16 protein-coding genes are annotated in these 20,767 nt (G+C 67.7%); 9 read left to right on the forward strand and 7 right to left on the reverse strand.

The genetic code is table 11. From position 1 onward, the window contains the following. Positions 1-14: 14 nt before the first annotated feature. A complete protein-coding gene (gene folE / locus AC3WLF_RS23555; RefSeq protein ID WP_492317351.1) occupies positions 15-764 on the forward strand; it encodes a GTP cyclohydrolase I in 750 nt (249 codons plus the stop codon). A 45-nt stretch (positions 765-809) separates the two neighbouring features. Next, complete coding sequence (locus AC3WLF_RS23560) at positions 810-1,253, forward strand: BLUF domain-containing protein (protein WP_010812789.1); 444 nt, start codon at positions 810-812, stop codon at positions 1,251-1,253. 9 nt (positions 1,254-1,262) lie between these two features. On the opposite strand, the gene AC3WLF_RS23565 is transcribed toward AC3WLF_RS23560, so the two are convergent. Both AC3WLF_RS23565 and AC3WLF_RS23570 read right to left on the reverse strand, forming a co-directional pair. Then, the gene (locus AC3WLF_RS23565; protein WP_492317350.1) at positions 1,263-1,517 is read right to left on the reverse strand and encodes a hypothetical protein; all 255 of its coding nucleotides are present in this window, start codon (positions 1,515-1,517) and stop codon (positions 1,263-1,265) included. A 180-nt stretch (positions 1,518-1,697) separates the two neighbouring features. Next, entirely contained in the window at positions 1,698-1,862 is a 165-nt protein-coding gene (locus tag AC3WLF_RS23570; RefSeq protein ID WP_010812787.1) for an FmdB family zinc ribbon protein, read from the reverse strand. 470 nt (positions 1,863-2,332) lie between these two features. Here AC3WLF_RS23570 and AC3WLF_RS23575 point away from each other — a divergent pair, with 470 nt between their 5' ends. The 3 genes from AC3WLF_RS23575 to AC3WLF_RS23585 all read left to right on the forward strand — a co-directional run bounded on the left by AC3WLF_RS23575 (position 2,333) and on the right by AC3WLF_RS23585 (position 7,963). Further along, a complete protein-coding gene (locus tag AC3WLF_RS23575) occupies positions 2,333-2,980 on the forward strand; it encodes a response regulator (RefSeq protein WP_492317349.1) in 648 nt (215 codons plus the stop codon). A gap of 17 nt (positions 2,981-2,997) precedes the next feature. After that, the gene (locus AC3WLF_RS23580; RefSeq protein WP_492317348.1) at positions 2,998-6,429 is read left to right on the forward strand and encodes an ATP-binding protein; all 3,432 of its coding nucleotides are present in this window, start codon (positions 2,998-3,000) and stop codon (positions 6,427-6,429) included. A gap of 142 nt (positions 6,430-6,571) precedes the next feature. Further along, positions 6,572-7,963, forward strand: coding sequence for an MFS transporter (locus tag AC3WLF_RS23585; protein ID WP_492353288.1), 1,392 nt, complete (start codon positions 6,572-6,574; stop codon positions 7,961-7,963). Between the two features lie 66 nt (positions 7,964-8,029). Here the strand turns inward: AC3WLF_RS23585 and AC3WLF_RS23590 are convergent, their stop codons facing one another. From AC3WLF_RS23590 to AC3WLF_RS23600, 3 genes are all read right to left on the reverse strand, one after another. Further along, positions 8,030-9,004 (reverse strand): Bug family tripartite tricarboxylate transporter substrate binding protein, encoded by a 975-nt coding sequence (locus AC3WLF_RS23590; protein ID WP_492317346.1) that lies wholly within the window; start codon positions 9,002-9,004, stop codon positions 8,030-8,032. A gap of 96 nt (positions 9,005-9,100) precedes the next feature. Next, the gene (locus AC3WLF_RS23595) at positions 9,101-9,913 is read right to left on the reverse strand and encodes an SDR family oxidoreductase (protein WP_492358905.1); all 813 of its coding nucleotides are present in this window, start codon (positions 9,911-9,913) and stop codon (positions 9,101-9,103) included. Between the two features lie 32 nt (positions 9,914-9,945). After that, positions 9,946-10,872 carry an IclR family transcriptional regulator gene (locus tag AC3WLF_RS23600; protein ID WP_492317344.1) on the reverse strand — a complete coding sequence of 309 codons (927 nt, stop codon included), beginning with the start codon at positions 10,870-10,872 and terminating at the stop codon, positions 9,946-9,948. Positions 10,873-11,075: 203 nt separating this feature from the next. On the opposite strand from AC3WLF_RS23600, the gene AC3WLF_RS23605 reads away from it, so the two are divergent. After that, positions 11,076-13,175, forward strand: a complete 2,100-nt coding sequence (locus tag AC3WLF_RS23605) for a TonB-dependent siderophore receptor (protein ID WP_492340411.1) — start codon at positions 11,076-11,078, stop codon at positions 13,173-13,175. Here AC3WLF_RS23605 and pdxR read toward each other — a convergent pair. Further along, positions 13,153-14,727, reverse strand: coding sequence for a MocR-like pyridoxine biosynthesis transcription factor PdxR (gene pdxR, locus AC3WLF_RS23610; RefSeq protein ID WP_492356025.1), 1,575 nt, complete (start codon positions 14,725-14,727; stop codon positions 13,153-13,155). The two genes, AC3WLF_RS23605 and pdxR, sit on opposite strands and share 23 nt — an antisense overlap. Before the next feature lie 83 nt (positions 14,728-14,810). On the opposite strand from pdxR, the gene AC3WLF_RS23615 reads away from it, so the two are divergent. Both AC3WLF_RS23615 and AC3WLF_RS23620 read left to right on the forward strand, forming a co-directional pair. Further along, positions 14,811-15,434, forward strand: a complete 624-nt coding sequence (locus AC3WLF_RS23615; protein ID WP_492317341.1) for an FMN-binding negative transcriptional regulator — start codon at positions 14,811-14,813, stop codon at positions 15,432-15,434. A gap of 52 nt (positions 15,435-15,486) precedes the next feature. Then, positions 15,487-16,104, forward strand: a complete 618-nt coding sequence (locus AC3WLF_RS23620) for a LysE family translocator (protein ID WP_492358906.1) — start codon at positions 15,487-15,489, stop codon at positions 16,102-16,104. Between the two features lie 39 nt (positions 16,105-16,143). Here the strand turns inward: AC3WLF_RS23620 and AC3WLF_RS23625 are convergent, their stop codons facing one another. Next, entirely contained in the window at positions 16,144-19,710 is a 3,567-nt protein-coding gene (locus AC3WLF_RS23625) for an indolepyruvate ferredoxin oxidoreductase family protein (RefSeq protein ID WP_492317339.1), read from the reverse strand. 119 nt (positions 19,711-19,829) lie between these two features. Between AC3WLF_RS23625 and AC3WLF_RS23630 the strand changes: the two genes are divergently transcribed. After that, positions 19,830-20,765, forward strand: a complete 936-nt coding sequence (locus AC3WLF_RS23630; RefSeq protein ID WP_492358907.1) for a LysR substrate-binding domain-containing protein — start codon at positions 19,830-19,832, stop codon at positions 20,763-20,765. Positions 20,766-20,767: the final 2 nt, after the last annotated feature.

Here is a 20,767-nt window from a genome sequence, read left to right on the forward strand (position 1 = left end):
CACCACGCATAACCATGACCAGCAAGGACGCGGCGCACCGCGCGAAGGACAGCAACGCCGGCGACGATGCCGGCCACCCCCACGCCCACAGCGTCTCGGCCCGCATCCGCGCACGGCTGGAGGCCGCGCAGGAGCGCTTCCACGCCAACGACAATATTGCGCACTACATCGAGCCGGGCGAGATGGAGCAGCTGCAGGTCGAAGTGCAGGCGCGCCTGGAAGACGTGCTGCGCGCGCTGGTGATCGACGTCGACAACGACCACAACACCCAGGAAACCGCGCGCCGCGTCGCCAAGATGTACCTGAAGGAGATCTTCGCCGGCCGCTACGCCAAGGCCCCGCCGGTGACCGAGTTCCCCAACGTCGGCCAGCTCAACGAACTGATGATCGTCGGCCCGCTGCGCGTGCGCAGTGCCTGCTCGCATCACCTGTGCCCGATCATCGGCAAGCTGTGGGTAGGGGTGATGCCGAACCAGCATTCCAACCTGATCGGCCTGTCCAAGTACGCGCGCCTGGCCGAATGGATCATGTGCCGGCCGCAGATCCAGGAAGAGGCGGTGGCACAGGTCGCCGACCTGCTGCAGGAAAAGATGAATCCCGACGGCCTCGCCATCGTGATGGAGGCCGAGCACTTCTGCATGCACTGGCGCGGCGTGCGCGACACCGATGCCAAGATGACCAACAGCGTGATGCGCGGCTCGTTCCTGAAGGACGACAGCCTGCGCCGCGAGTTCCTCACGCTGCTGAACCACAACCGCGGCTAGGCCGCACGCCCCGCCCACCAGCCGCCACAACCGAGCGCCACGACCATGCTAGTCCGCCTGCTCTATGCCAGCCGTGCCCGCCAGGCCATCGACGCCGCCCTGCTCGACGCCATCCTGGCCACCAGCCTGGAACGCAATCCGCGCCACGGCATCACCGGGGTGCTGTGCCACGGCAACGGCATCTTCCTGCAGGCGCTGGAAGGCGACCGCCAGGACGTGTCACAACTGTTTCAGGCGATCGCACGCGACCCGCGCCACCACGACGTGACCCTGCTGCATTTCGAGGAAACCTGCACGCGCGACTTTGCCGGCTGGGCGATGGGCCAGGTCAATGCGGCGCGCATCAACACCGCCACCCTGCTCAAGTTCTCGGCGCGCGCCGAACTGGATCCGTACCGCACCTGCGGTGCGGCGTCGCTGGCGTTGCTCAAGGAGCTGATCGCCGGCGCGTCAGTGGTGTCGCGCACCGGCGAACGCGGACGGCACTGAGCCGCGCCGTCAGGCCGTCACCTGGCCGAACAGGCCGCACTCCAGGTCGCTCTCGAATTCCTCGACCCAGACCGAATCGGGGCCTGCCTCGTAGATACTGGTCTTGTCCGTGCCGACCCGGCGCACGCTGATGCGCCGCACCCCGGCCTCGCGGCTTTCCTCGAAAATCTCGAACATCTCGGCCGCAAGCCCGACATGCCTGCATACCTGCAGGACCTGTTGCTGCTCGTCGGCGGGAAATTCGGTGAACGGTCTCGTTGCCATGGCATCCTCCGTCAAGGTTGAGATCGCCGCTTGCGCGCAGCGCTAACGCACGTGGTGCACGGGCACCACGCCTGGAAAGACATGCCGCGGCCGTCGGCCGGCGGCACACCCGCGCGGCCGCCGCACAAGTGCGGCGGGCCGCAAACCCTCCTGGGAGGTAGTTGTTCGGACTCAGCGGACTCAGCTCTTGCGCTGGGTCACTGCCACGAACGGGGCCGGTGCGTGCTGGACGGACTGGCTGCCGCAGTTCGGGCAGTTCGGATGGGCAGAGGCGTGTTCTGCGAGATGCTCGGTTTTCTCGAACATATGGCCGCACTTCTCGCAGCGATATTGGTAGACGGGCATGGCGTTCCCCAACGCGGTGCACGCGCCGCGGGGCGCGTGTCAGCTTCATTCTAGGACAGCGGTCCGCGCCCCGAAGCGTGAAAGTTCGCGCCGCCCGGAGCCGGCGCGTTGCGCGCACGCGGCGAAGTCACCGCGAATTCACTTTCTCTCCCCGTGCTCCTGCCTGCCGCTACGTGAATGCGTCTTCCGCCACGCATTGACATGAGGCAAATAGCTGGTCGCGCTCACCGCGGAACAAGCGCCGCAATGCTGCGCAAACCCAGGTCAAGCATCGCGGCATGGCGCTGTTCAATGGACAGGTCACGCATTTGCCGAACTGGCCGTGTCCATGCCCGCCTCATGCAAGTTCCCTGAACTAGCAGAATTACGATTCAATGGGTCGCGGAACATAGCCAGAATTTCGGATTTGTGGTGGCGCAATCGCCCAGTGCAACCGGCGTGTACCGGTTGCCGCCCATCCGGAGATAGCTATGTACGACGGAGTCTTGCGTGTCGCCCTGGCGGACGACCACCCGCTGGTCGTGGCCGCCCTGCGCGACTGCCTGCAGCGCAGCGGCAGCGTCCAGATCAGCTGCGAATGCCGCAACGGCACCGAGTTGCTCGGCGCGCTGGACCAGCATCCCGCCGATATCGCCATCACCGATTTCTGCATGGGCCACGGCGATACCTCGCTGGACGGCTTCAACCTGCTGGGCCGCCTGGCACGCCGCCATCCGCTGACGCGCGTGGTGGTGATCAGCGCCCAGTCCAATCCCGCCATCATCCGCCGCTCCATGAAGCTTGGCGTGCGCGCCTTCGTCAGCAAGGAAGACCACCTGGACGAGGTCGTGCGCGCCTGCATTCACGTCGCATCCAGCGGCAGCTGCTTCTATTCGCCTGCGGTGCACGCCATCCTGCAACACGCCACGCTCGCCGGTGCACCGGCCACCGAACTGACGCAGCGCGAACTGGAAGTGATCCGGCTCTATGCGCAGGGCCTGCAGCTGACCGACATCGCCGGCAAGCTCGGCCGCTCGGTCAGCACAATCTCCAGCCAGAAGACCGTGGCCATGCGCAAGCTGGGAGTGCAGACCAATACCGGGCTGATCCGCTACGCCTATGAAAACCGCCTGATCTGACATGGCCGGACCCGCCGATGCAGCAAACCGTCGACCGTACCCGTGAAACCCTGGCCAGCGCCTTCGATGCGCTTGCCGACAATGCGCGCCGCCAGCAACACCTGTATTCAGCGACCATCGCGGTGCTGATCGCCATCGTGCTGTTCTCGGGCGTGCTGCTTGCCGGCCTGGCCACGGAACAGCACCTGGACTACCGGCGCAGCGACGTCTCGCGGTACGCCAGCTCGGTCTCGCAGTTGCTGCACAACGAGTCCTCGTTCCTGCGGCGCACCGTGCTGGGCATCCGCTACAACCTGGATGCGCCCGCACCGGAGCCGTCGCGCGATGCCGGCTTCGGGGCCTTCCGGCGCACCGGCACCGCCAGCCTCCACGTCGATGCCGTGCGCAAGGACTATCACCTGCTTGCCACCGAGGCAACGCGGCAGGGCTGGGGCGCCGGGCTGCCGGCGCAGTACGTGCGGCTGCGGCAGATTGCCCTGGCTGCGGTGGCCACCCAACAGGCGTTCGATCTCGACCACGGGGCCTACGCGGTCGCGCTGAACGAAGACAGCGCCGTGGTCATCAGCCAGCCCGAGGCCGGCGCGCCACCGCTCGCGCTCGACCCGGCGCTGATCCCGCTGCTGCGCACATGGCTGACCCAGGCGCTGCTGGAGCGCAGCGGCCGCAGCGTGCCGGCGCGCGACCAGCAGGTCTGGGTGGGTCCGCTGCGCCACCCGGTGGACGACACCCCGGTCATGGTGCTGGCCGGCGCCGCCTATGCCGGCGACACGCCCACCATGCTGGTGGCCGCCTGCGTGCCCCTGCACGCCTTCCTGGCCGACTTGCAGCGCGCGGAGGATCCGGCGCTGCTGGCACTGCTCAATCCAGCCGGTCAGGTCATCGATGTATCGCCGCGCGACTGGCCGGCAACCTCGGCCAGCGTCCACGATGTGGCAGCCGGCACGCGCCTGCTGTCGCACAGCATGCTGGATGTCACGCCATCGGGCATGCGGCTGGTGCAGCCGCTGCCGGCAGGCTTCGGGCAGCTGGTCTACCACCTGCCGTATCGCATGCTGGGCACGGCGCTGGCAGCGGAGCTGGCCGTGATCGCCGGCGCCATGCTGCTGCTGACCGGCGCCATCGGGCTGGCCGCGCGCCACTGGAGCCGGCACCTGCTGCGGCGTACGCACGCCGAAGCCTCGCGTGCGCTGGAAAGCGAGCTGATGAACCAGGTGCTGGTCAATGCCACGCCGATCGGCCTGTGCATCGTGCGCCAGCACGACTACGCCGTCCTGACGTCGAACCCGCTGGCCGGCGTACTGCTGCAATGGCAGCCCCATGGGCACCTGCCCGATGCGGTAGCGGAGGCATTCAAAAGACAGCCATGCGGTGGCGGCAGCGGGCAAGCGTCCATTTCCAGCTTTACCGTCGCGGCACCGCCGCGCGCGCCGGCGGATGAGCCACCCGGCCACGGCGACGCCACCCAGCACTTCCTGCAAATCACCTACGCGCCGGCGCGCTACCGCGATGAGGCAGTGCTGTTCTGCGCCGTGCAGGACTGCACTGCGCAGCAGGCACTGCAAGAGCAGCTGCGCTCCGCCCAGCAGACCACCGAGGCGATGATGCGCGCACGCTCGACCTTCTTCGCCGCGATGAGCCACGAGATCCGTACGCCGCTGAATGCATTGCTGGGCAACCTGGAACTGCTCGCGCGCGGCAGCGGCCTGGCTGCACATGCGGCCCGGCTCAGGGCGCTGGACAGCGCCGCCGAGGCGCTGCGCCGGATCGTCAACGATGTGCTGGATTTTTCCAAGATCGATGCCGGCAAGCTCAGGCTGGTCAACGCGCCCTTCCGCCCCGTCGAGGCGCTGGAAAGCGTGGCGCTGACCCATGCGCCGATGGTGGCCGGCCGTCCCATCCGCTTCCACCTGCAGCTGTCGCCATCGCTGGATGCTGAGGTCACAGGCGACCGCATGCGCCTGGCGCAGGTGTTCAACAACCTGCTGAGCAACGCCTTCAAGTTCACTGCCAGCGGCCGCATCACCTTAAGCGGCGAGCTGCGCCAGGACCACCACGGCACGCAGCGGCTGGTCTGCCGCGTCAGCGATTCCGGCATCGGCATGCCGCCGTCGCTGGCGGCGCGCGTGTTCCAGCCCTTCGTGCAGGGCGATGCCGCAACTGCCAGCCGCTACGGCGGCACTGGCCTGGGCTTGTCGATCTGCGCCCGCCTGTGCGAGCTGATGGGCGGCAGCATCAGCGTGGACAGTGTGCCGGACGTGGGCAGCGCGTTCACGGTCTCGGTGCCGCTGGCCCCGGCCGCTGGCACGCCGCTGCCGCCGGTCCCGCCCGCCGCGGCGCAGTGCGGCGACGTGGTGGTGCTGTGCCAGCACATGCGTACCGGCGAGGCCCTGGCCGCGTGGCTCGCCACGGCAGGCTGGCGTGCCGATGTGCTGGCATCGCAGGCGGCCGCGCTGGCGTCTTTCCAGGTCAAGGTGCCACGCGTTATCGTCGCCACGGAAGAGTACCCCCTGGCCGCACTGGCCGGCCTGCGCGATGCGGCGAAGGTCCCGGTCGTGTGGGTGACGCAGGAGGGCCCGCATCGGCCACGCCAGTGCGCCCCCGGCATGCACGAAGTCACGGCCTACAGCCACCGCGCGCTGCTCGACTGCGTGGCCCAGGCGGCCGAAGGCGCCACGCCGGCGCTTGCGACGGCAGACGCCAGCGCGCCGGCGGCGCAGGCACTCCCGGCATCGGCCGCGGCGCCGCTGACGATCCTTGTCGCCGAGGACAATGCGCTGAACCAGACCCTGATCGCCGAACAGCTGCAGGCACTTGGCTGCCACCCGATCGTTGCAGGCAACGGCAAGCAGGCACTGGCGGCGCTGGAGAGCACGCACATCGACGCCGTGCTGACCGATATCCAAATGCCAGTCATGGACGGCCATGCGCTGCTGCGCGCGGTGCGCGCGCAGCGTCCCGACATGCCGGTACTGGCCTTCAGCGCATTCACTGGCAGCGAGCCATGCGCAGACTGGCGCCTGCGCGGCTTTTCCGGCTTTGTCGCCAAGCCGGCGTCGTTGCAGGACCTGCAGGCGTGCCTGCATGGCCTGCCCGGTCGCAGGGATGCCGCGGCCCCGCCCCCTGGCACCAATGACGATCCGGCTGCGGCTTCGCAGGCCGAAGCTGCTGATCGCCGCCGCTACGAAGCCATGCTGCGCCGGCAGCTGCAGCAAGACCTGCCAGCATTGGCGCACATCATTGCGCAGCAGGACCTGCCGGCATTGCGGCACTGGGCCCATGCCGCGGCCGGCGCCTTCATGATCGTGCGCCGCCAGCCCATCTTCGAGGCATGCCTGGCACTGGAAGCACTGTGTGAGGCCGCGCAGGCGTGGACCCCGGCCGCGGCAGCCGCGGCCGAAGCCCTGCTTGAACGGCTGGGCGGCTATGCACAGGCCGCCGCAGCGGAATAGCGCACGCGGCGCGCTGCGCCTTACCACAATTAGCGAATTTGCGAGCATCGCCACGCGGGACGATAATGGCAACGCTGCGCCATGGCCGTCCTGGCCATGCCTGAGCAATGCTGGCGCGGCATTGTCTTCAATGTCTCTCCCCATGCAGCCAGAACAAGGCCTTCCCCAGCCACAGCGGACCTGGGCGATCCTCACTGTTTTCTTCGGCCTGATCATGGCCGTGCTCGATGGCTCGATCGCCAACATCGCCCTGCCCTCGATCTCGCGCGAGCTGCAGGCCGATCCGTCCAGCACGATCTGGGTGGTCAACGCTTACCAGCTGACGGTGACCGTGTGCCTGCTGCCGCTCTCGTCGCTGGGGGACATCCTTGGCTACAAGCGCGTGTACCGGGCGGGGCTGGCCACCTTCCTGCTGGGCTCGCTGCTGTGCGCGCTGGCGGTCAACCTGCCGATGCTGGTGGCCGCGCGCGTGCTGCAGGGCATCGGCGGCGCCGGCATCATGAGCGTCAATACGGCGCTGGTGCGCTTTATCTACCCGCCCACGCGCCTGGGCCGCGGCATCGGGCTGAACGCGCTGGTGGTCGGCGTGACCATCGCCGTGGGCCCGTCGCTGGGCGCGCTGATCCTGGCGGTCGCCAGCTGGAAATGGCTGTTCGCGGTCAACGTGCCGGTGGCCATCGTCGCGCTGGTGCTGAGCCGCACTTCGCTGCCGGCGACGCCGCCGCAGCCGCGCGAGTTCGACTACCGCAGCGCGCTGCTGTCGGCGCTGGTGTTCGGCATGTTCATCCTCGGCGTCGACGGCCTGGGCCACGCCCGCTGGCGCATCGCAGGCGCCGCCGGCATGGCCGCCGCTGTGGCGCTGGGTTGGCTGCTGGTGCGGCGCCAGCACGGGCGCCCCGCGCCGCTGGTGCCGGTGGACCTGTTTGCCAGCCGCTCCTTCACGCTGGCAGTGGGCACCTCGTTCTGCTCTTTCATGACGCAGATGCTGGCCTTTATCGCGCTGCCGTTCTATCTCGAATACCAGCTCGGCCGCTCCCTGCAGGAAACCGGCCTGCTGATCACGCCCTGGCCGCTGATGGTGGCGGTGATGGCCACGGTATCGGGCCGGCTGTCGGACCGCTATCCGGCCAGCATCCTCGCCGGCATCGGGCTGGCCATGCTGGCGGGCGGGCTGGTCGGGCTGGCCACGCTGGGCCCGGACGCCGGCAGCCTGGACATCGTCTGGCGCATGGCAATGTGCGGCACGGGCTTCGGCTTCTTCCAGTCCCCCAACAACCGCGCCATGATCGGCGCCACGCCGCCCGAGCGCAGCGGCGGCGCCAGCGGTGCGCAGGCGACCACGCGGCTGCTGGGGCAGACCAGCGGCACAGCGGTGGTGGCGCTGCTGTTCAGCCTGACGCCGACCGGCGCGGCGCGCATTGCGCTGTATCTGGCGGCGGTGGTGGCGGCGCTGGGGGCCTTGATCAGCCTGAGCAGGTTGCGCGATGCCAGCGGCGCGGAGCCTGCGCGGGGGGCGGTGGAGCCGGACGCCTGATCAGCGATTGCGTGCTCCCTCTCCGGCAAGCGGAAGAGGGAGCAAACCCTCTCTGGGTTTAACGGCCTACTCTGCCTTCGCCCCCGATTCCTTCACCACCCGCGCCCATTTTGCAATCTCCTGGCGCTGGTACGCCGCCAGTTTCTCCGGCGTGCCCAGGATCGGATCCAGCCCCAGCGTCTTCAGCTTCGCCTGCACATCGGGCAGCGTGAAGATGCGGTTGAGTTCAGTGTTGAGCCTGGCCACTACATCCTTGGGCGTATTGGCCGGCGCGAACACGGCGAACCATGAATCGGCCTCAAATCCAGGCAAGCCCTGCTCGGCCAGCGTCGGGATATCCGGTGCCGAGGCCGAGCGCTTCGCGCTGGTAATGCCCAGCGCGCGCAGCTTGCCCTCGCGCACCACGGGCAGGGCCGACGGCAGGTTGTCGAACATCATGGTGATATGGCCGCCGAGCAGGTCGGGGATGGCCATGGCGCGGCCTTTGTAGGGCACGTGCGTGATCTTGACGCCGGCCATCGAATTGAACATTTCTCCGGCCACGTGCGGCGAGGTGCCGACGCCGGGGGTGCCGAAGGTCAGGCCGCCCGGCTTGGACTTTGCCAGCGCGATCAACTCGGCCACGCTCTTTGCCGGCACGCCGGGATTGACCACCAGCACGTTCGGCGTCGAGGCGATCAGGACCACGGGGGCGAAGTCCTTGACCATGTCGTATGGCATCTTGCTGTACAGCGCGCCGTTGATCGAGTGCGTGCCGACCGTGCCCAACGCCAGCGTATAGCCGTCGGCCGGCGCGTGCGCCACGGCTTCGGCGCCGATATTGCCGCCCGCGCCCGGCTTGTTGTCCACCACCACCGGCTGGCCCCATGAGGGCGAGATCTTTTCCGAGACGATGCGCGCCAGCGTGTCGGGCGCGCCGCCGCTGGGGAAGCCGACTACGATCCGGATCGGCTTGGCGGGGTAGCCTTGTGCCAGCGCGGGGGGCGCGCTCACCAGGGCGGACGCGGCGAGCACTGCCGCGGCAACGGTACCGAAACGCATGGATTTTCCTCCTGTTGCCGGCGGCTGCATGGCTGCCCGCATTGTGAAGACGGCGGCCAACGCCGCCGCCGAAACCTGCCAGGACTACTCGTGCCTTCAGACCGCGATGCCGCCGAACTCCTGCATCACCTTGTCATGCAGGCGGCGCATGCCGCGCAGCCAGCGGTCGTAGTCCTGGCCCTTGCGGCGATAGTACTCAAGCACCTCCGGGTGCGGCAAGATCAGGAAGCGCTCGTCGGCCACCCCTTCCAGCGTCACCGCTGCGACATGCTCGGCGGTGACCGAGCCTTCCTGCAGGAAGCCCTTGCGCTCGCCCTTCTCGCCGAACAGCATGTTGGTCTGCACGCCCTGCGGGCAGATGCAGCTGACCTTGATGCCGCGGTCGCCGTAGGTAATCGACAGCCACTCGGCAAAGCCGATGGCGGCGTGCTTGGTCACCGCATACGGCGCCGAGCCGATCTGCGACAGCAGGCCCGCTGCCGACACCGTGTTGATGAAGTAGCCGTCGCCGCGCTCCAGCATCTGCGGCAGCACCGCCCTGGCCGCGTGGATATGCGCCATCACGTTGATTTCCCAGATGCGCTGCCACTCGTCGGCGCTCGCATCCAGCCCCTTGCGCAGGATGATGCCGGCGTTGGAACAGAAGATGTCGACCTGGCCAAAGCGGCGCGTGGCCTCGTCGGCCAGGCCCTGCACGGCGGCGGCATCGGCCACGTCGACCGGTTGGGCGAACACCTGGCACGCAGGCGCCACGGCCTGGACCTCGGCGGCAACAGTGGCGGCCCCGGCCGCGTTCAGGTCGGCCACGGCCACGCCGCGCGCGCCGGCCTGCGCAAAGGCCAGCGCCAGCGCGCGCCCGATGCCGGTGGCCGCGCCAGTCACCACGACGGTCCTGTTGCGTACTTCCATGGGTTGTCTCCTCGTTGAATTCAGTGCCCGCGTCATGCGTTGGACGCGTGGGTATGGGTATCAGGGTCCGGCTGCGCGGAAGCAAAGCGGGCGGTCGCGCGCGCGCCGCCGGGTTGCCACAGCCGCGCCTGCAGGGTCTCGGCCAGTTCGCGGATGCGCGGGCCCAGGTTGCTTTCCAGGATCTCGGGCGACAGCCGTGTCGCGGCCCCGCCGATATTCAACGCCAGCACCTCGCTGCTGCCCGCCAGGCGCAGCGGCGCGGCGGCGCCGCTGACGGTGCGGTCCCATTCGGCATGCGCCACGCAGAAGCCGCGCCGTGCGTGGTCGCGCAGCGCACGGTCGATGCCGGTGCGCACGGCGGGCCAGCGCGAGCCATAGTGGCGCGCCAGTTCGGCCAGCGCGGCCTCGCGGTGATCGGCATCGAGCCCCGCCAGCCAGGCGCGGCCGATCGCCGAGGTGGCCATCGGCAGGCGCGCGCCCGGCGCCAGCCGGATCACCAGCGCCCCGCGCGGCTGGCAGCTTTCCAGGTAGACCATGGCGTGCCGGTCCGGCATGGCCAGTGCCACCGTGCAATCGGAGGCAAACGCCAGCGACTGCATCAGCGGCTGCGCGATCTCGCGGATGCCGGCGCCGCCTACATAGCGGTGGCCCAGCACCATCGCACCCTGCCCCAGCCGGTACTTCTCAGTGGCTTCGATGTAGGTGAGATAGCCGAGCGTGGCCAGCGTGTAGGTGAGCCGCGACACGGTCGGGCGCGGGATGCCGGTGCGCCGCGACAACTCGGCGTTGCCCAGGTAATCGTCCTGCGGGCCGAAGGCGCGCAACAACTCCATGCCGCGGGCCAGCGCGGTGACGAAGTTGCGGTCGTCGGCGCAGGCATGGCCCGCCTGCGCGTCGGCCGGCACCAGGATATGTGCGGCATCGGGCGGCGGGGTCGGAATGGTGGTGGTGCGTTTCATGGGCAGGCGGCCGGGAAGAGAACATTGATAGCAGCAACGGGGCTGCGCAGGGACCGCTATGTAGGGAAAGCATGTGCGCTAGAAACGCCGTTGATGGATACGAATCAGTAAGTTAGTGCGACTTTTGCCGGACGAATTTCTTGTAAATACAAACCATTCTCATTTATGATGCGCCACTTTCGTTGCTTTCGCCCTGGGCCGCCATGTTTGTCCGCCGTCTTGCCATACCCGCCGCCGTCAGTTGCCTGTTCCTGCCTCCCGTTGTTTCCCACGCCGCCGAAGATCTCACCACGCTGCCATCCGTGACGGTCAGCGCCGCCGCCGACGGGCAAACTGACATCGGCTTCAGCACGCGGCGGCCGGCCGGAGTGACCAAGTCGGATCAGTCAGCGGCCGACGCCGCGCAGTCGATCACCGTCATCACACGCGAGCTGCTCGACAGCCAGCAGGCACAGAACCTCAGCGACGCACTGCAGAACTCAGCCGGCGTGGTCACCAACGTCTATGGCAGGCGCGGCTGGGACGACTTCATCATCCGCGGCCAGCGTGCATCGGAATCGATCTTTGCCGACGGATTGCTCGTCGACAGCAACAACCGCGTGGCGCAGGAGCTGTTCGGCGTGGAACGCGTGGAAGTGCTCAAGGGACCGGCCTCGATCCTGTTCGGCGCGGTGCAGCCGGGCGGCCTGGTCAACATGGTCAGCAAGCGCCCGCGTGCCGAACTGTTCGGTGAACTGGGCCTGACCGTCGGCAACTACGGCTTCCGGCAGGCGACGGTCGACGTCGGCACGCCGCTGGCCAAGGACAGCAAGGCCGCGTTCCGCCTGAACGCGCTGATGATGAACAGCGACGATCCGACCGACTACGTCTGGTATCGCAACCGCTGGATCGCGCCATCGCTGACGCTCGACCTTGGCACGCGCACGGACTTCACGATCCTGACCAGCCACAGCCAACGCAACTACGTGCGCCAGCAGGGCCTGCCAGTGAATGGCACCCTGGTGCCGAACCGCAATGGCGTGGTGCCGGGCAACCGCTTCATCGGCGAGCCGAATGCGCCGTCTTATGACGGCGAGCAGAACCGCATCGGCTACGCGCTGACGCACCGCTTCGACTCCGGCTGGACCTTGAACCAGAACCTGCGCTACCAGACGTCGTCGCTGACCGGCACGCTGGTGTCGGCCGGCACCATGGCCGTCAACAGCCAGGCGATGAACCGCAGTGGCACGCAGCAGAGCTTCTCGGGGGACTCGTTCGGTGTCGACACTAACGTGCAGCGGACTTTCGCGTTCACGGGGCATGCCCACAGCGTGACCTTCGGCATCGACTACCGCCATACGAAGGAAGACCGCCTGCAGAAGACATGCCGCGTGGCAGCGCTGAACGTCTATAACCCGGTCTATGGCGCCAGCATCAACTGCCCGTCCGCCTATAGCCTGGACGCGACCGACACGCTAAACGCGGTTGGTCTCTACCTGCGCGACCAGATCCGTATCGCCGAGCGCTGGACCGTGACCGGCGGCGTGCGCTACGAATCCGCGCAGACGAGCACGACGGACCGGCTGGCGCGGTCGCGTACCGGCAACGACGACAACGCCGTCACCGGCAGCGCGGGCGTGATGTACGACCTGACGCACTGGGCGCGTCCGTACCTGAGCTTCGCCACTTCGTTCCTGCCGAACGCCGGCACCGACGTCAACGGCGCCACGTTCAAGCCCGAGAAGGGCCGCCAGTACGAAGTGGGCATCAAGTTCGACATGCCGGACAAGACCGGCCTGCTGACCCTGGCCGCGTTCGACCTGACCCGCACCAATGTGCTCAGTACCGATCCGGTTAACACAGGCTTCAGCGTGGCCGTGGGCGAACAGCGTTCGCGCGGGCTGGAAATGGAGCTGACGCAGGATCTCGGCAATGGCCTCAGCGTTTCGGGCGCCTATGCCTACATCGCAAGCGAAGTCACCGAAGACACCACGGCTGCGAACGTCGGCAAGCCGCTCAACAGCGTGCCCCGGCACAGCTTCTCGGTCTGGAGCCAGTACCGCTTCCGCGGCGCGCTGGCCGGCTGGTACGTCGGTGCCGGCGTGCGCGGCGAGAGCGCCAAGCGCGGCTACAGCTTTAACTACACCGTGCCGGGCTACGCGGTGGCCGATCTTGCCGTCGGCTACGTGGCAACGCACTGGCGCGCGGCGTTCAACGTCAAGAACGTGTTCGACAAAATGTACTACGCGGGCGGCCTGAACAACAACGTGCTACCAGTGGGCAATCCGCGGGTGGCCATGCTCAACGTGACGATGAACTATTGATGCGGCCCCCGCCTGGAGCCTCCTGACCAGTAGGCAGGCGGCCATCAAGCTGATTTGGCTGGCCTTGCGCCCGCCCCATCGCCGCAATCACCACCCCTAAAATCTGCATCCCCCGCTGAATCTGCTCCACCGTCAAACTCGCATAACCGAGCACCAGCCCGGCCGCTCGACGCTGTCCGTGCGGCCGGGCCCCTGCAAACAACGGTGATACCGGGTAGACCCCCACATCCTGGCTGCGCGCAGCGGCCACCAGCGCTGTCTCGTCGCGGGGCCGCAGCGACGGCAACCACAGCACCACATGCAGCCCCGCCGCCGTACCGCAGACTTCCGCGTCCGCTGGCAGGAAACGTGCGACGCCATCCAGCAAGGCCGCTCGCCGGCGCTCGTTTTCCCGGCGCATGCGCCGCACATGGCGTTCGTAGGCACCGCTTTCGATCAGCGCTGCCAGCACGCGCTGCTCCAGCACGGGCGCATGGCGGTCGGCCAGCCGCTTGGCCTGCCGGAACACCGGCACCAGCTCAGGCGGCAGCACCAGGTAGCCGAGCCGCAGTTGCGGCGAGAGCGCCTTGGAGAAAGTGCCGACGTAGATCACGCGGCCGTCGGTGTCGATCGAGCGCAGCGTGTCGATCGGGCGCTGGCCGTAGCGGAACTCCCCGTCGTAGTCGTCCTCGATGATCCAGGCGTCGTGGCGCTGCGCCCATTGCAGCAGCTCCAGGCGCCGGCCGATCGGCAGCACGCCCCCTAGTGGGAACTGGTGCGACGGTGTCACGTACACCAGGCGCACACGATCGTCCTGGGGAAGGCTGGCGGTATCCAGGCCATGCCCGTCCACCGGCGTGGCCTGGCACCTGGCGCCGGTGGCTTCGAAGCAGCGCCTCGCCATCAGGTAGCCGGGATCTTCGAAGGCAAAGGCGTCGCCGGCATCCAGCAGCAGCCGTGCGCACAGGTCGATGGCCTGCTGCGAGCCATGCACCACCAGAACCTGCTCGGCCTCGCAGGCCAGTCCCCGGGCACGCCGCAAATAGCCCTGGAGGGCGCGTCGCAGCGACGCCTCACCTTCGGGCGGGGCATAGGACAGGCTGTTTTGCTGGCGCAGCAGTTCGGCCTGGTAGGCACGCCGCCAGGCCAGGGTTGGGAAGTCCCGCGAAGCCACCGCCCCATACAGGAAGTCGAAACGAACCGGTTCAGCCTGCAGCGGTGCCGGCATGCCGAGTCCCGCCACGCGGCGCCCGAATCCGGACAGGGTTGGGGCGGACCTGGCGCGCCGGCCTGCGCTCATCGCGGCTGGTGCCGGTGCCGCCAGGGGGCTGGCGATTCGGGCCACCCGCCCCACCGCCGTGACGAGGAAGCCTTCGGCAGCAAGTTGTTCGTAGGCGGCGGTGACAGTGGTACGCGACACCCCCAACTCGGACGCCAGCGCCCGTGTGGACGGCGCCCGGGCGCCCGGCGGCAGGGTGCCGTCCGCGATCTGGGCACGCAGAAGATCGTAGATGCGGCGCCCCGCGCCCGTGGCTCCGGCACGGGTACCGGCTGGCTGGCGTGACTGGCCCATAAAGAATCATGAAAACCGGACCTTCCGATTGTGCCAGTTGTCGGCGAGAGTATCGAGCATTCCATCGCTTCCGATTCCCCACCATGTATATTCCTGCTCACTTTGCTGAAAACCGGCCAGAGGAACTGGGCCGCATCATCCGCGTGCACCCGCTGGGGATGCTGGTTACGCAAGGCAGCGCCGGACTGGATGCCGACCACATCCCGTTCGAGTTCGATCCCGGCGAGGGAACTCACGGCGTGCTCACAGCCCACGTGGCCCGCGCGAACCCGCTTTGGCAGCGTTGCCCCACCGGCTCGCCGGTCATGGTCGTGTTCCGGGGCGCCGAGGCCTATATCTCGCCCAACTGGTACCCGAGCAAGCATGAGGCGCACCGCCAGGTGCCGACCTGGAACTACGAGGTGGTACACGCGCACGGCACGATCACCGTGCATGACGACGAGCGTTTTGTTCGCCGCCTGGTTGCGCGCCTGACACGGCGACACGAGGCAGCCGAACCCAGGCCCTGGAAGATGGGGGACTCCGCGCCGGAGTACATCGACAGCATGCTGCGCAACATCGTGGGCATCGAGATCGCCGTCACTTCGCTGGTGGGCAAGGTCAAGCTCAGCCAGAACAGGGAGTTGCGGGATCGCCTCGGTGCCGCCGAGACCCTGGAGGCGCGGGGGTATGGCGAACTTGCGCAGTCCATGCGCAAGGCTGGCTGAATTGCCCCCGGCCCGCGCTCAGCTTTTCCTCACCATTGACGAACACCACACCATGTCATTCCTGCCCTTCCTGATCGCTGCCATCGTTCTCGCGATCACCCCCGGCCCCGGAATCGCCTACGTCGTTGCACGAACGGTGGCTGGCGGCCGATCCGAGGGCCTGGCTTCATGCTTCGGCGCCGCCCTCGGAGGCTTGCTTCATGTGCTCGCGGCAGCCTTGGGCCTGTCGCTGGTCATTGCCCAGTCGGCCGCGGCATTCAACCTGCTCAAGTATCTGGGTGCTGCTTATCTGGTGTACCTGGGGATTCGCATGCTGATGCGCAAGCAGGCGCCGGTCACGCTCGAAGCCATGCCATCCAGAGGTGCGCGCCGCGCTCTGGTCGAGGGCATCATGGTCGAGGTCCTGAACGTCAAGACGGCGCTGTTCTTTCTGGCGTTCCTGCCGCAGTTTGTCTCGGCGAGCGAAGCTCTGGTGCCGCAGTTGGTGCTGCTGGGCTGCATTTGCGTCGCGCTCAATACGCTGGTCGACGTTGTTATCGTGTTTGCCGCGCATCGTCTGCTCAAGTCCGGCGCCGCCCGCGAAGCTCGCGCCCGCTTGATGACCCGGATGTCGGGTGTCACGATGCTGGGCCTGGGCGCCTTCCTGGCGTTGGCCCGGCGCGAGGCATAGACAGGGGCGGTTCGGCGCAGGGCTCGAACCGCCCGCCTCTCAAGCAGCAGCCCGCCGGGCCGCGCCGCGATACTGCGCCAGCAACGCCTCCCGCCGTACTGCCGCCGCATCCATGCTGGCCTCCTTCACGTGGCCGTAGCCGCGGATATCCTCCGGCAACGCGGCAAGCGCCAGCGCGGTGTCGACGTTGTCCGCGCTCAGGGACGCTGCGAACTCGTCGACCATGGCCAGATAGTCGTTGACCAGCGCCCGCTCGGCGCGGCGCTCGGCAGTCTTGCCAAACACATCGAACGCCGTGCCACGCAACCCCTTCAGGCGCGCCAGCAAGCGGAATGCCGTCATCGTGCGCGGACCGAAGCGGCGCTTGACCGGGTGGCCCTTGTCGGTCTTGGCCAGCAGCGGCGGCGCCAGCCAGAAGTTGAGCTGGTAGTCGCGGCCGGGCTCCCCTTCGAACTGGGCGCGCAGCTTGTCCAGGAAGGCGGGATCGGCGTAGAGGCGCGCCACCTCGTATTCGTCCTTGTAGGCCATCAGCTTGGCCAGGTTGCGGGCCACGGCCTCGGTCAGCGGCAGCTTGCGGTCGAGGCCCAGTTGCTGCTCCGCTGCGCGGATGCGCTCGACGGCCTCGCGGTAGCGGCCGGCATATGCAGTGTTCTGGTAATCGGCCAGCATCGTCTCGCGCTTGCGGATCAGGGTGTCGAGCGTCTGCGGGATTGCCACGACCTGTGCGGCCGGGGCCGCCGGAGCACCCGGCAAGTGCGCCTTGAGCGCCGCCTCGCCATGATGCGCGAGATACCGTCCCCATTCGAATGCCAGCCGGTTCTTGTCGATCGACACCCCATTGAGTTCGATCGCGCGCAGCAGGCTTTCACGCTGCAGCGGGATCCAGCCCTTCTGCCAGGCAAAGCCGAGCAACAGCGGGTTGGAGTAGATGGCGTCGGCCAGCAGGGTCACCGCCCATGCGCTGGCGTCGAAGAACGCGCAGGCATCGCCCACGCTGGCGCGCAGGTCCTGCTCGGCGCTGGCACCGGGGAACTTCCACTTCGGGTTCTTGATGAATTCCGCGGTGGGCGTGTTGGCGCTGTTGACCACGGCGGCGGTCAGGCCATGCCGGACCTTCGACAGCACCTCGGGCGAGGCCGAAACGATGGCGTCGCCACCGATCACCAGGCGTGCCTCACCCGTCGCGATACGCGTCGCATGCAGGTCGTCCGGGCCCGGTGCGATCTGCACGTGGCTGATCACAGCCCCGCCCTTCTGTGCCAGGCCAGCCATGTCGAGCACGGTCACGCCCTTGCGTTCAAGGTGCGATGCCATGCCCAGCAGGCCGCCGATGGTGACCACGCCAGTGCCGCCCACGCCGGTGACCAGCACGCCGTACGGCCGCTCCAGGGCCGGCAGCCGCGGCAGCGGCAGCGCCTCGAAGTCGGCGCCTGTGCCTTTGCCGCCCGCTGCCGCTGGCTTGCGCACCTGCGCCCCCTCGGCAGTGACAAAGCTCGGGCAGAAGCCGTTGACGCAGGAGAAATCCTTGTTGCACGACGACTGGTTGATCTTGCGCTTGGTCCCGAGTTCGGTCTCCAGCGGCTCCACCGACAGGCAGTTGGACTTGGCCGAGCAATCGCCGCAGCCCTCGCAGACCGCGTCGTTGATAAAGGCGCGCTTGGCCGGGTCAGGATAGGTGCCGCGCTTGCGGCGGCGGCGCTTCTCGGTCGCGCAGGTCTGGTCGTAGATCAGGATGGTGACGCCCGCGGTATCGCGCAGCTCGACCTGGACGGCGTCGAGCTGGTCGCGATGGAACACAGTCACGCCGGACGGCAGCATGGCGCCGTCGCCATACTTCTGCGGCTCGTCGGTGACGACGACCAGCTTCTTCGCGCCCTCGGCCAGCACCTGGTGCGCAATCTGCGGCACCGTCAGCACGCCGTCGATGGGCTGCCCGCCGGTCATTGCCACGGCGTCATTGAACAGGATCTTGTAGGTGATATTGGCCTTGGCCGCGATCGATGCGCGGATGGCCAGCAGCCCCGAGTGGAAATACGTGCCGTCGCCCAGGTTGGCAAACACGTGCTTGTCGCCGGTGAAATGCATCTGGCCGGTCCAGGCCACGCCCTCGCCGCCCATCTGGCTGAAGGTGTCGGTATTGCGGTCCATCCACAGGGTCATGTAGTGGCACCCGATGCCGGCCAGCGCACGCGAGCCTTCCGGCACGCGCGTGGACGTATTGTGCGGGCACCCTGAGCAGAACCAGGGCTTGCGCTCCACCGCGATGCGCGGCTGCGCGGCCTCGCGCTCCTTGGCCTCGATCAGCGCCACGCGCGCGGCAATGCGTGCGCGCACCGCTTCCGGCAGGTCAAAGCGTTCCAGCCGGCGCGCGATGGCCTTGGCGATCAGCGCCGGCGACAATTCATAGTGCGCGGGCAGCAGCCAGTTGCCACGCGGCACCGACCACTCGCCGCCATCGTTGCCACGCTGGTCGAACTTGCCGAAGACCTTGGGCCGCACATCCTCGCGCCAGTTGTACAGCTCTTCCTTGAGCGCGTATTCGAGGATCTGCCGCTTCTCTTCCACCACCAGGATCTCTTCCAGGCCGGTGGCGAACTCACGGGCGCCGTGCGCCTCCAGCGGCCACACGCAACCCACCTTGTAGACGCGGATGCCGATGCGGGCGCAGGTGTCATCGTCCAGACCCAGGTCTGCGAGCGCCTGGCGCACGTCCAGGTACGCCTTGCCGGCGGTCATGATGCCGAAGCGTGCGTTCGGCGAATCGAGCACGACGCGATTGAGCCGGTTGGCCCGCACATAGGCCAGCGCCGCATACCACTTGTGGTCAAGCAGCCGCGCTTCCTGCTCCAGCGGGGAATCGGGCCAGCGGATATTGAGGCCGCCCTGCGGCATGACAAAGTCCTGCGGCAGCGCGATCTGCACGCGCTCGGGATCGATCTCGACCGAGGCGGTCGACTCCACCACGTCGGTGACGCACTTCATTGCCACCCACAGGCCGGAATACCGGCTCATGGCCCAGCCATGCAGGCCGTAGTCGAGGTACTCCTGCACATTGGCGGGGTACAGCACCGGAATGCCGGCGGCCTGCAGCACGTGCTCCGACTGGTGCGCCACGGTGGAGGACTTGGCGGCATGGTCGTCGCCGGCCAGCAGCAGCACGCCGCCATGGCGCGACGAGCCGGCCGAATTGGCGTGCTTGAGCACGTCGATGGACCGGTCCACGCCCGGCCCCTTGCCATACCACATCGAGAACACGCCGTCGCGCGTGGCGCCGGGGAACAGGTTGACCTGCTGGCTGCCCCAGACGGCGGTCGCGGCAAGGTCTTCGTTGACGCCGGGCTGGAACACCACGTCGCTGGCAGCCAGGTGCTGCTTGGCCTTCCACAATGCCTGGTCGACGCCGCCCAGCGGCGAGCCGCGATAGCCCGAGATAAACCCGGCGGTGTTGAGGCCGGCGGCGCGGTCGCGCGCCTTCTGCAGCATTGGCAGGCGGACCAGGGCCTGCACGCCGCTCATGTAGACGCGGCCCTGCTCCAGGGTGTACTTGTCGTCCAGGCTGGCGCTGGCCAGGGCTTCGAGCAAGGCGGGGTTCAGCGGGGCATTCACGATCTCAGTCTCCGTGCTTGTTCTCTTGTATCCGGAGCAGTTTAGAAATCCGTGCCGTCATCGTAAAATCATGAATTCAAACACCTGATATCCGAAAAACGGATAACTCGGAGATTCCCATGTTCAAGGCGCGCGAAGGCTCGGAAAGACTGGCCAAGGAAGTCACGCTGAGGCAGTTCCGCTACTTCGTCGCGGCCGCGGAGACCGGGCAATTCTCGATGGCCGCGACCGCCGAGCATGTCTCGCAGTCGGCCATCACCAATGCCGTGCTGGCGCTTGAGCAGCGCCTGGCGGTACGCCTGTTCGAGCGCCGGCCCCATGGGGTGACGCTGACGGCAGAAGGCCACCTCTTCTTCCAGCACGCCCGCCAGATCCTGGATTCGGTCGAGGATGCGCTGCGCGAGCCGCGCTTCCAGGTGCATGGGTTGCAGGGCAGCGTGCGCCTGACCGCCTCCTATACAGTGCTGGGCTACTTCCTGCCGGGGCTGCTGGCGCGCTTTCGCACCAACTACCCGGACATCGAACTGGATCTGCTCGACATGGACCGGCCCGATATCGAGCGGGCCGTGCTGGCGGGGGAGATCGAGCTGGGCATCGCGCTGCTGTCGAACCTGGAGCGGCCCAAGCGCTTCCGGCGCCATACGCTGATGCGATCCCGGCGCCAGTTGTGGACTTCGTCCAGCCATCCGCTGCTGGCCGTGGAGCGGCCTTCGCTGCGCGATATTGCGGCCTATCCGTATATCCTCATCACCGTGGACGAGGCCGAGGAATCCACGCTGCGTTACTGGCGCAGCCACCGGCTCGCACCCAAGGTCGCATTCCGGACCGGCTCGATGGAGGCCCTGCGCGGGCTGGTGGCGCATGGCTTCGGCGTCACTGTGCTGTCCGACATGGTGTATCGCCCGTGGTCACTGGAAGGAAAGCAGATCGAGGCCCGCCCGATTGCCAATGCGGTGCCGGACATGGAGGTCGGCATGCTGTGGCAGCCCGGGCGCAAGCTGGGCAAGCCGGCGGATGCGCTGAGGGAGTTCCTGATTCACGCGTGCGGGAGCTGAGG

It is taken from the genome of Cupriavidus sp. FW306-01-F10A, assembly GCF_058782785.1.

Coding starts and splice junctions, on each gene's coding strand:
- AC3WLF_RS23590 (WP_492317346.1), bottom strand. CDS start 9,004: ATGCGTTTCGGTACCGTTGCCGCGGCAGTGCTCGCCGCGTCCGCCCTG.
- AC3WLF_RS23605 (WP_492340411.1), top strand. CDS start 11,076: ATGTTTGTCCGCCGTCTTGCCATACCCGCCGCCGTCAGTTGCCTGTTC.
- AC3WLF_RS23570 (WP_010812787.1), bottom strand. CDS start 1,862: ATGCCCGTCTACCAATATCGCTGCGAGAAGTGCGGCCATATGTTCGAG.
- AC3WLF_RS23585 (WP_492353288.1), top strand. CDS start 6,572: ATGCAGCCAGAACAAGGCCTTCCCCAGCCACAGCGGACCTGGGCGATC.
- pdxR (WP_492356025.1), bottom strand. CDS start 14,727: ATGGGCCAGTCACGCCAGCCAGCCGGTACCCGTGCCGGAGCCACGGGC.
- AC3WLF_RS23560 (WP_010812789.1), top strand. CDS start 810: ATGCTAGTCCGCCTGCTCTATGCCAGCCGTGCCCGCCAGGCCATCGAC.
- AC3WLF_RS23620 (WP_492358906.1), top strand. CDS start 15,487: ATGTCATTCCTGCCCTTCCTGATCGCTGCCATCGTTCTCGCGATCACC.
- AC3WLF_RS23615 (WP_492317341.1), top strand. CDS start 14,811: ATGTATATTCCTGCTCACTTTGCTGAAAACCGGCCAGAGGAACTGGGC.
- AC3WLF_RS23595 (WP_492358905.1), bottom strand. CDS start 9,913: ATGGAAGTACGCAACAGGACCGTCGTGGTGACTGGCGCGGCCACCGGC.
- folE (WP_492317351.1), top strand. CDS start 15: ATGACCAGCAAGGACGCGGCGCACCGCGCGAAGGACAGCAACGCCGGC.
- AC3WLF_RS23630 (WP_492358907.1), top strand. CDS start 19,830: ATGTTCAAGGCGCGCGAAGGCTCGGAAAGACTGGCCAAGGAAGTCACG.
- AC3WLF_RS23575 (WP_492317349.1), top strand. CDS start 2,333: ATGTACGACGGAGTCTTGCGTGTCGCCCTGGCGGACGACCACCCGCTG.
- AC3WLF_RS23565 (WP_492317350.1), bottom strand. CDS start 1,517: ATGGCAACGAGACCGTTCACCGAATTTCCCGCCGACGAGCAGCAACAG.
- AC3WLF_RS23600 (WP_492317344.1), bottom strand. CDS start 10,872: ATGAAACGCACCACCACCATTCCGACCCCGCCGCCCGATGCCGCACAT.
- AC3WLF_RS23580 (WP_492317348.1), top strand. CDS start 2,998: ATGCAGCAAACCGTCGACCGTACCCGTGAAACCCTGGCCAGCGCCTTC.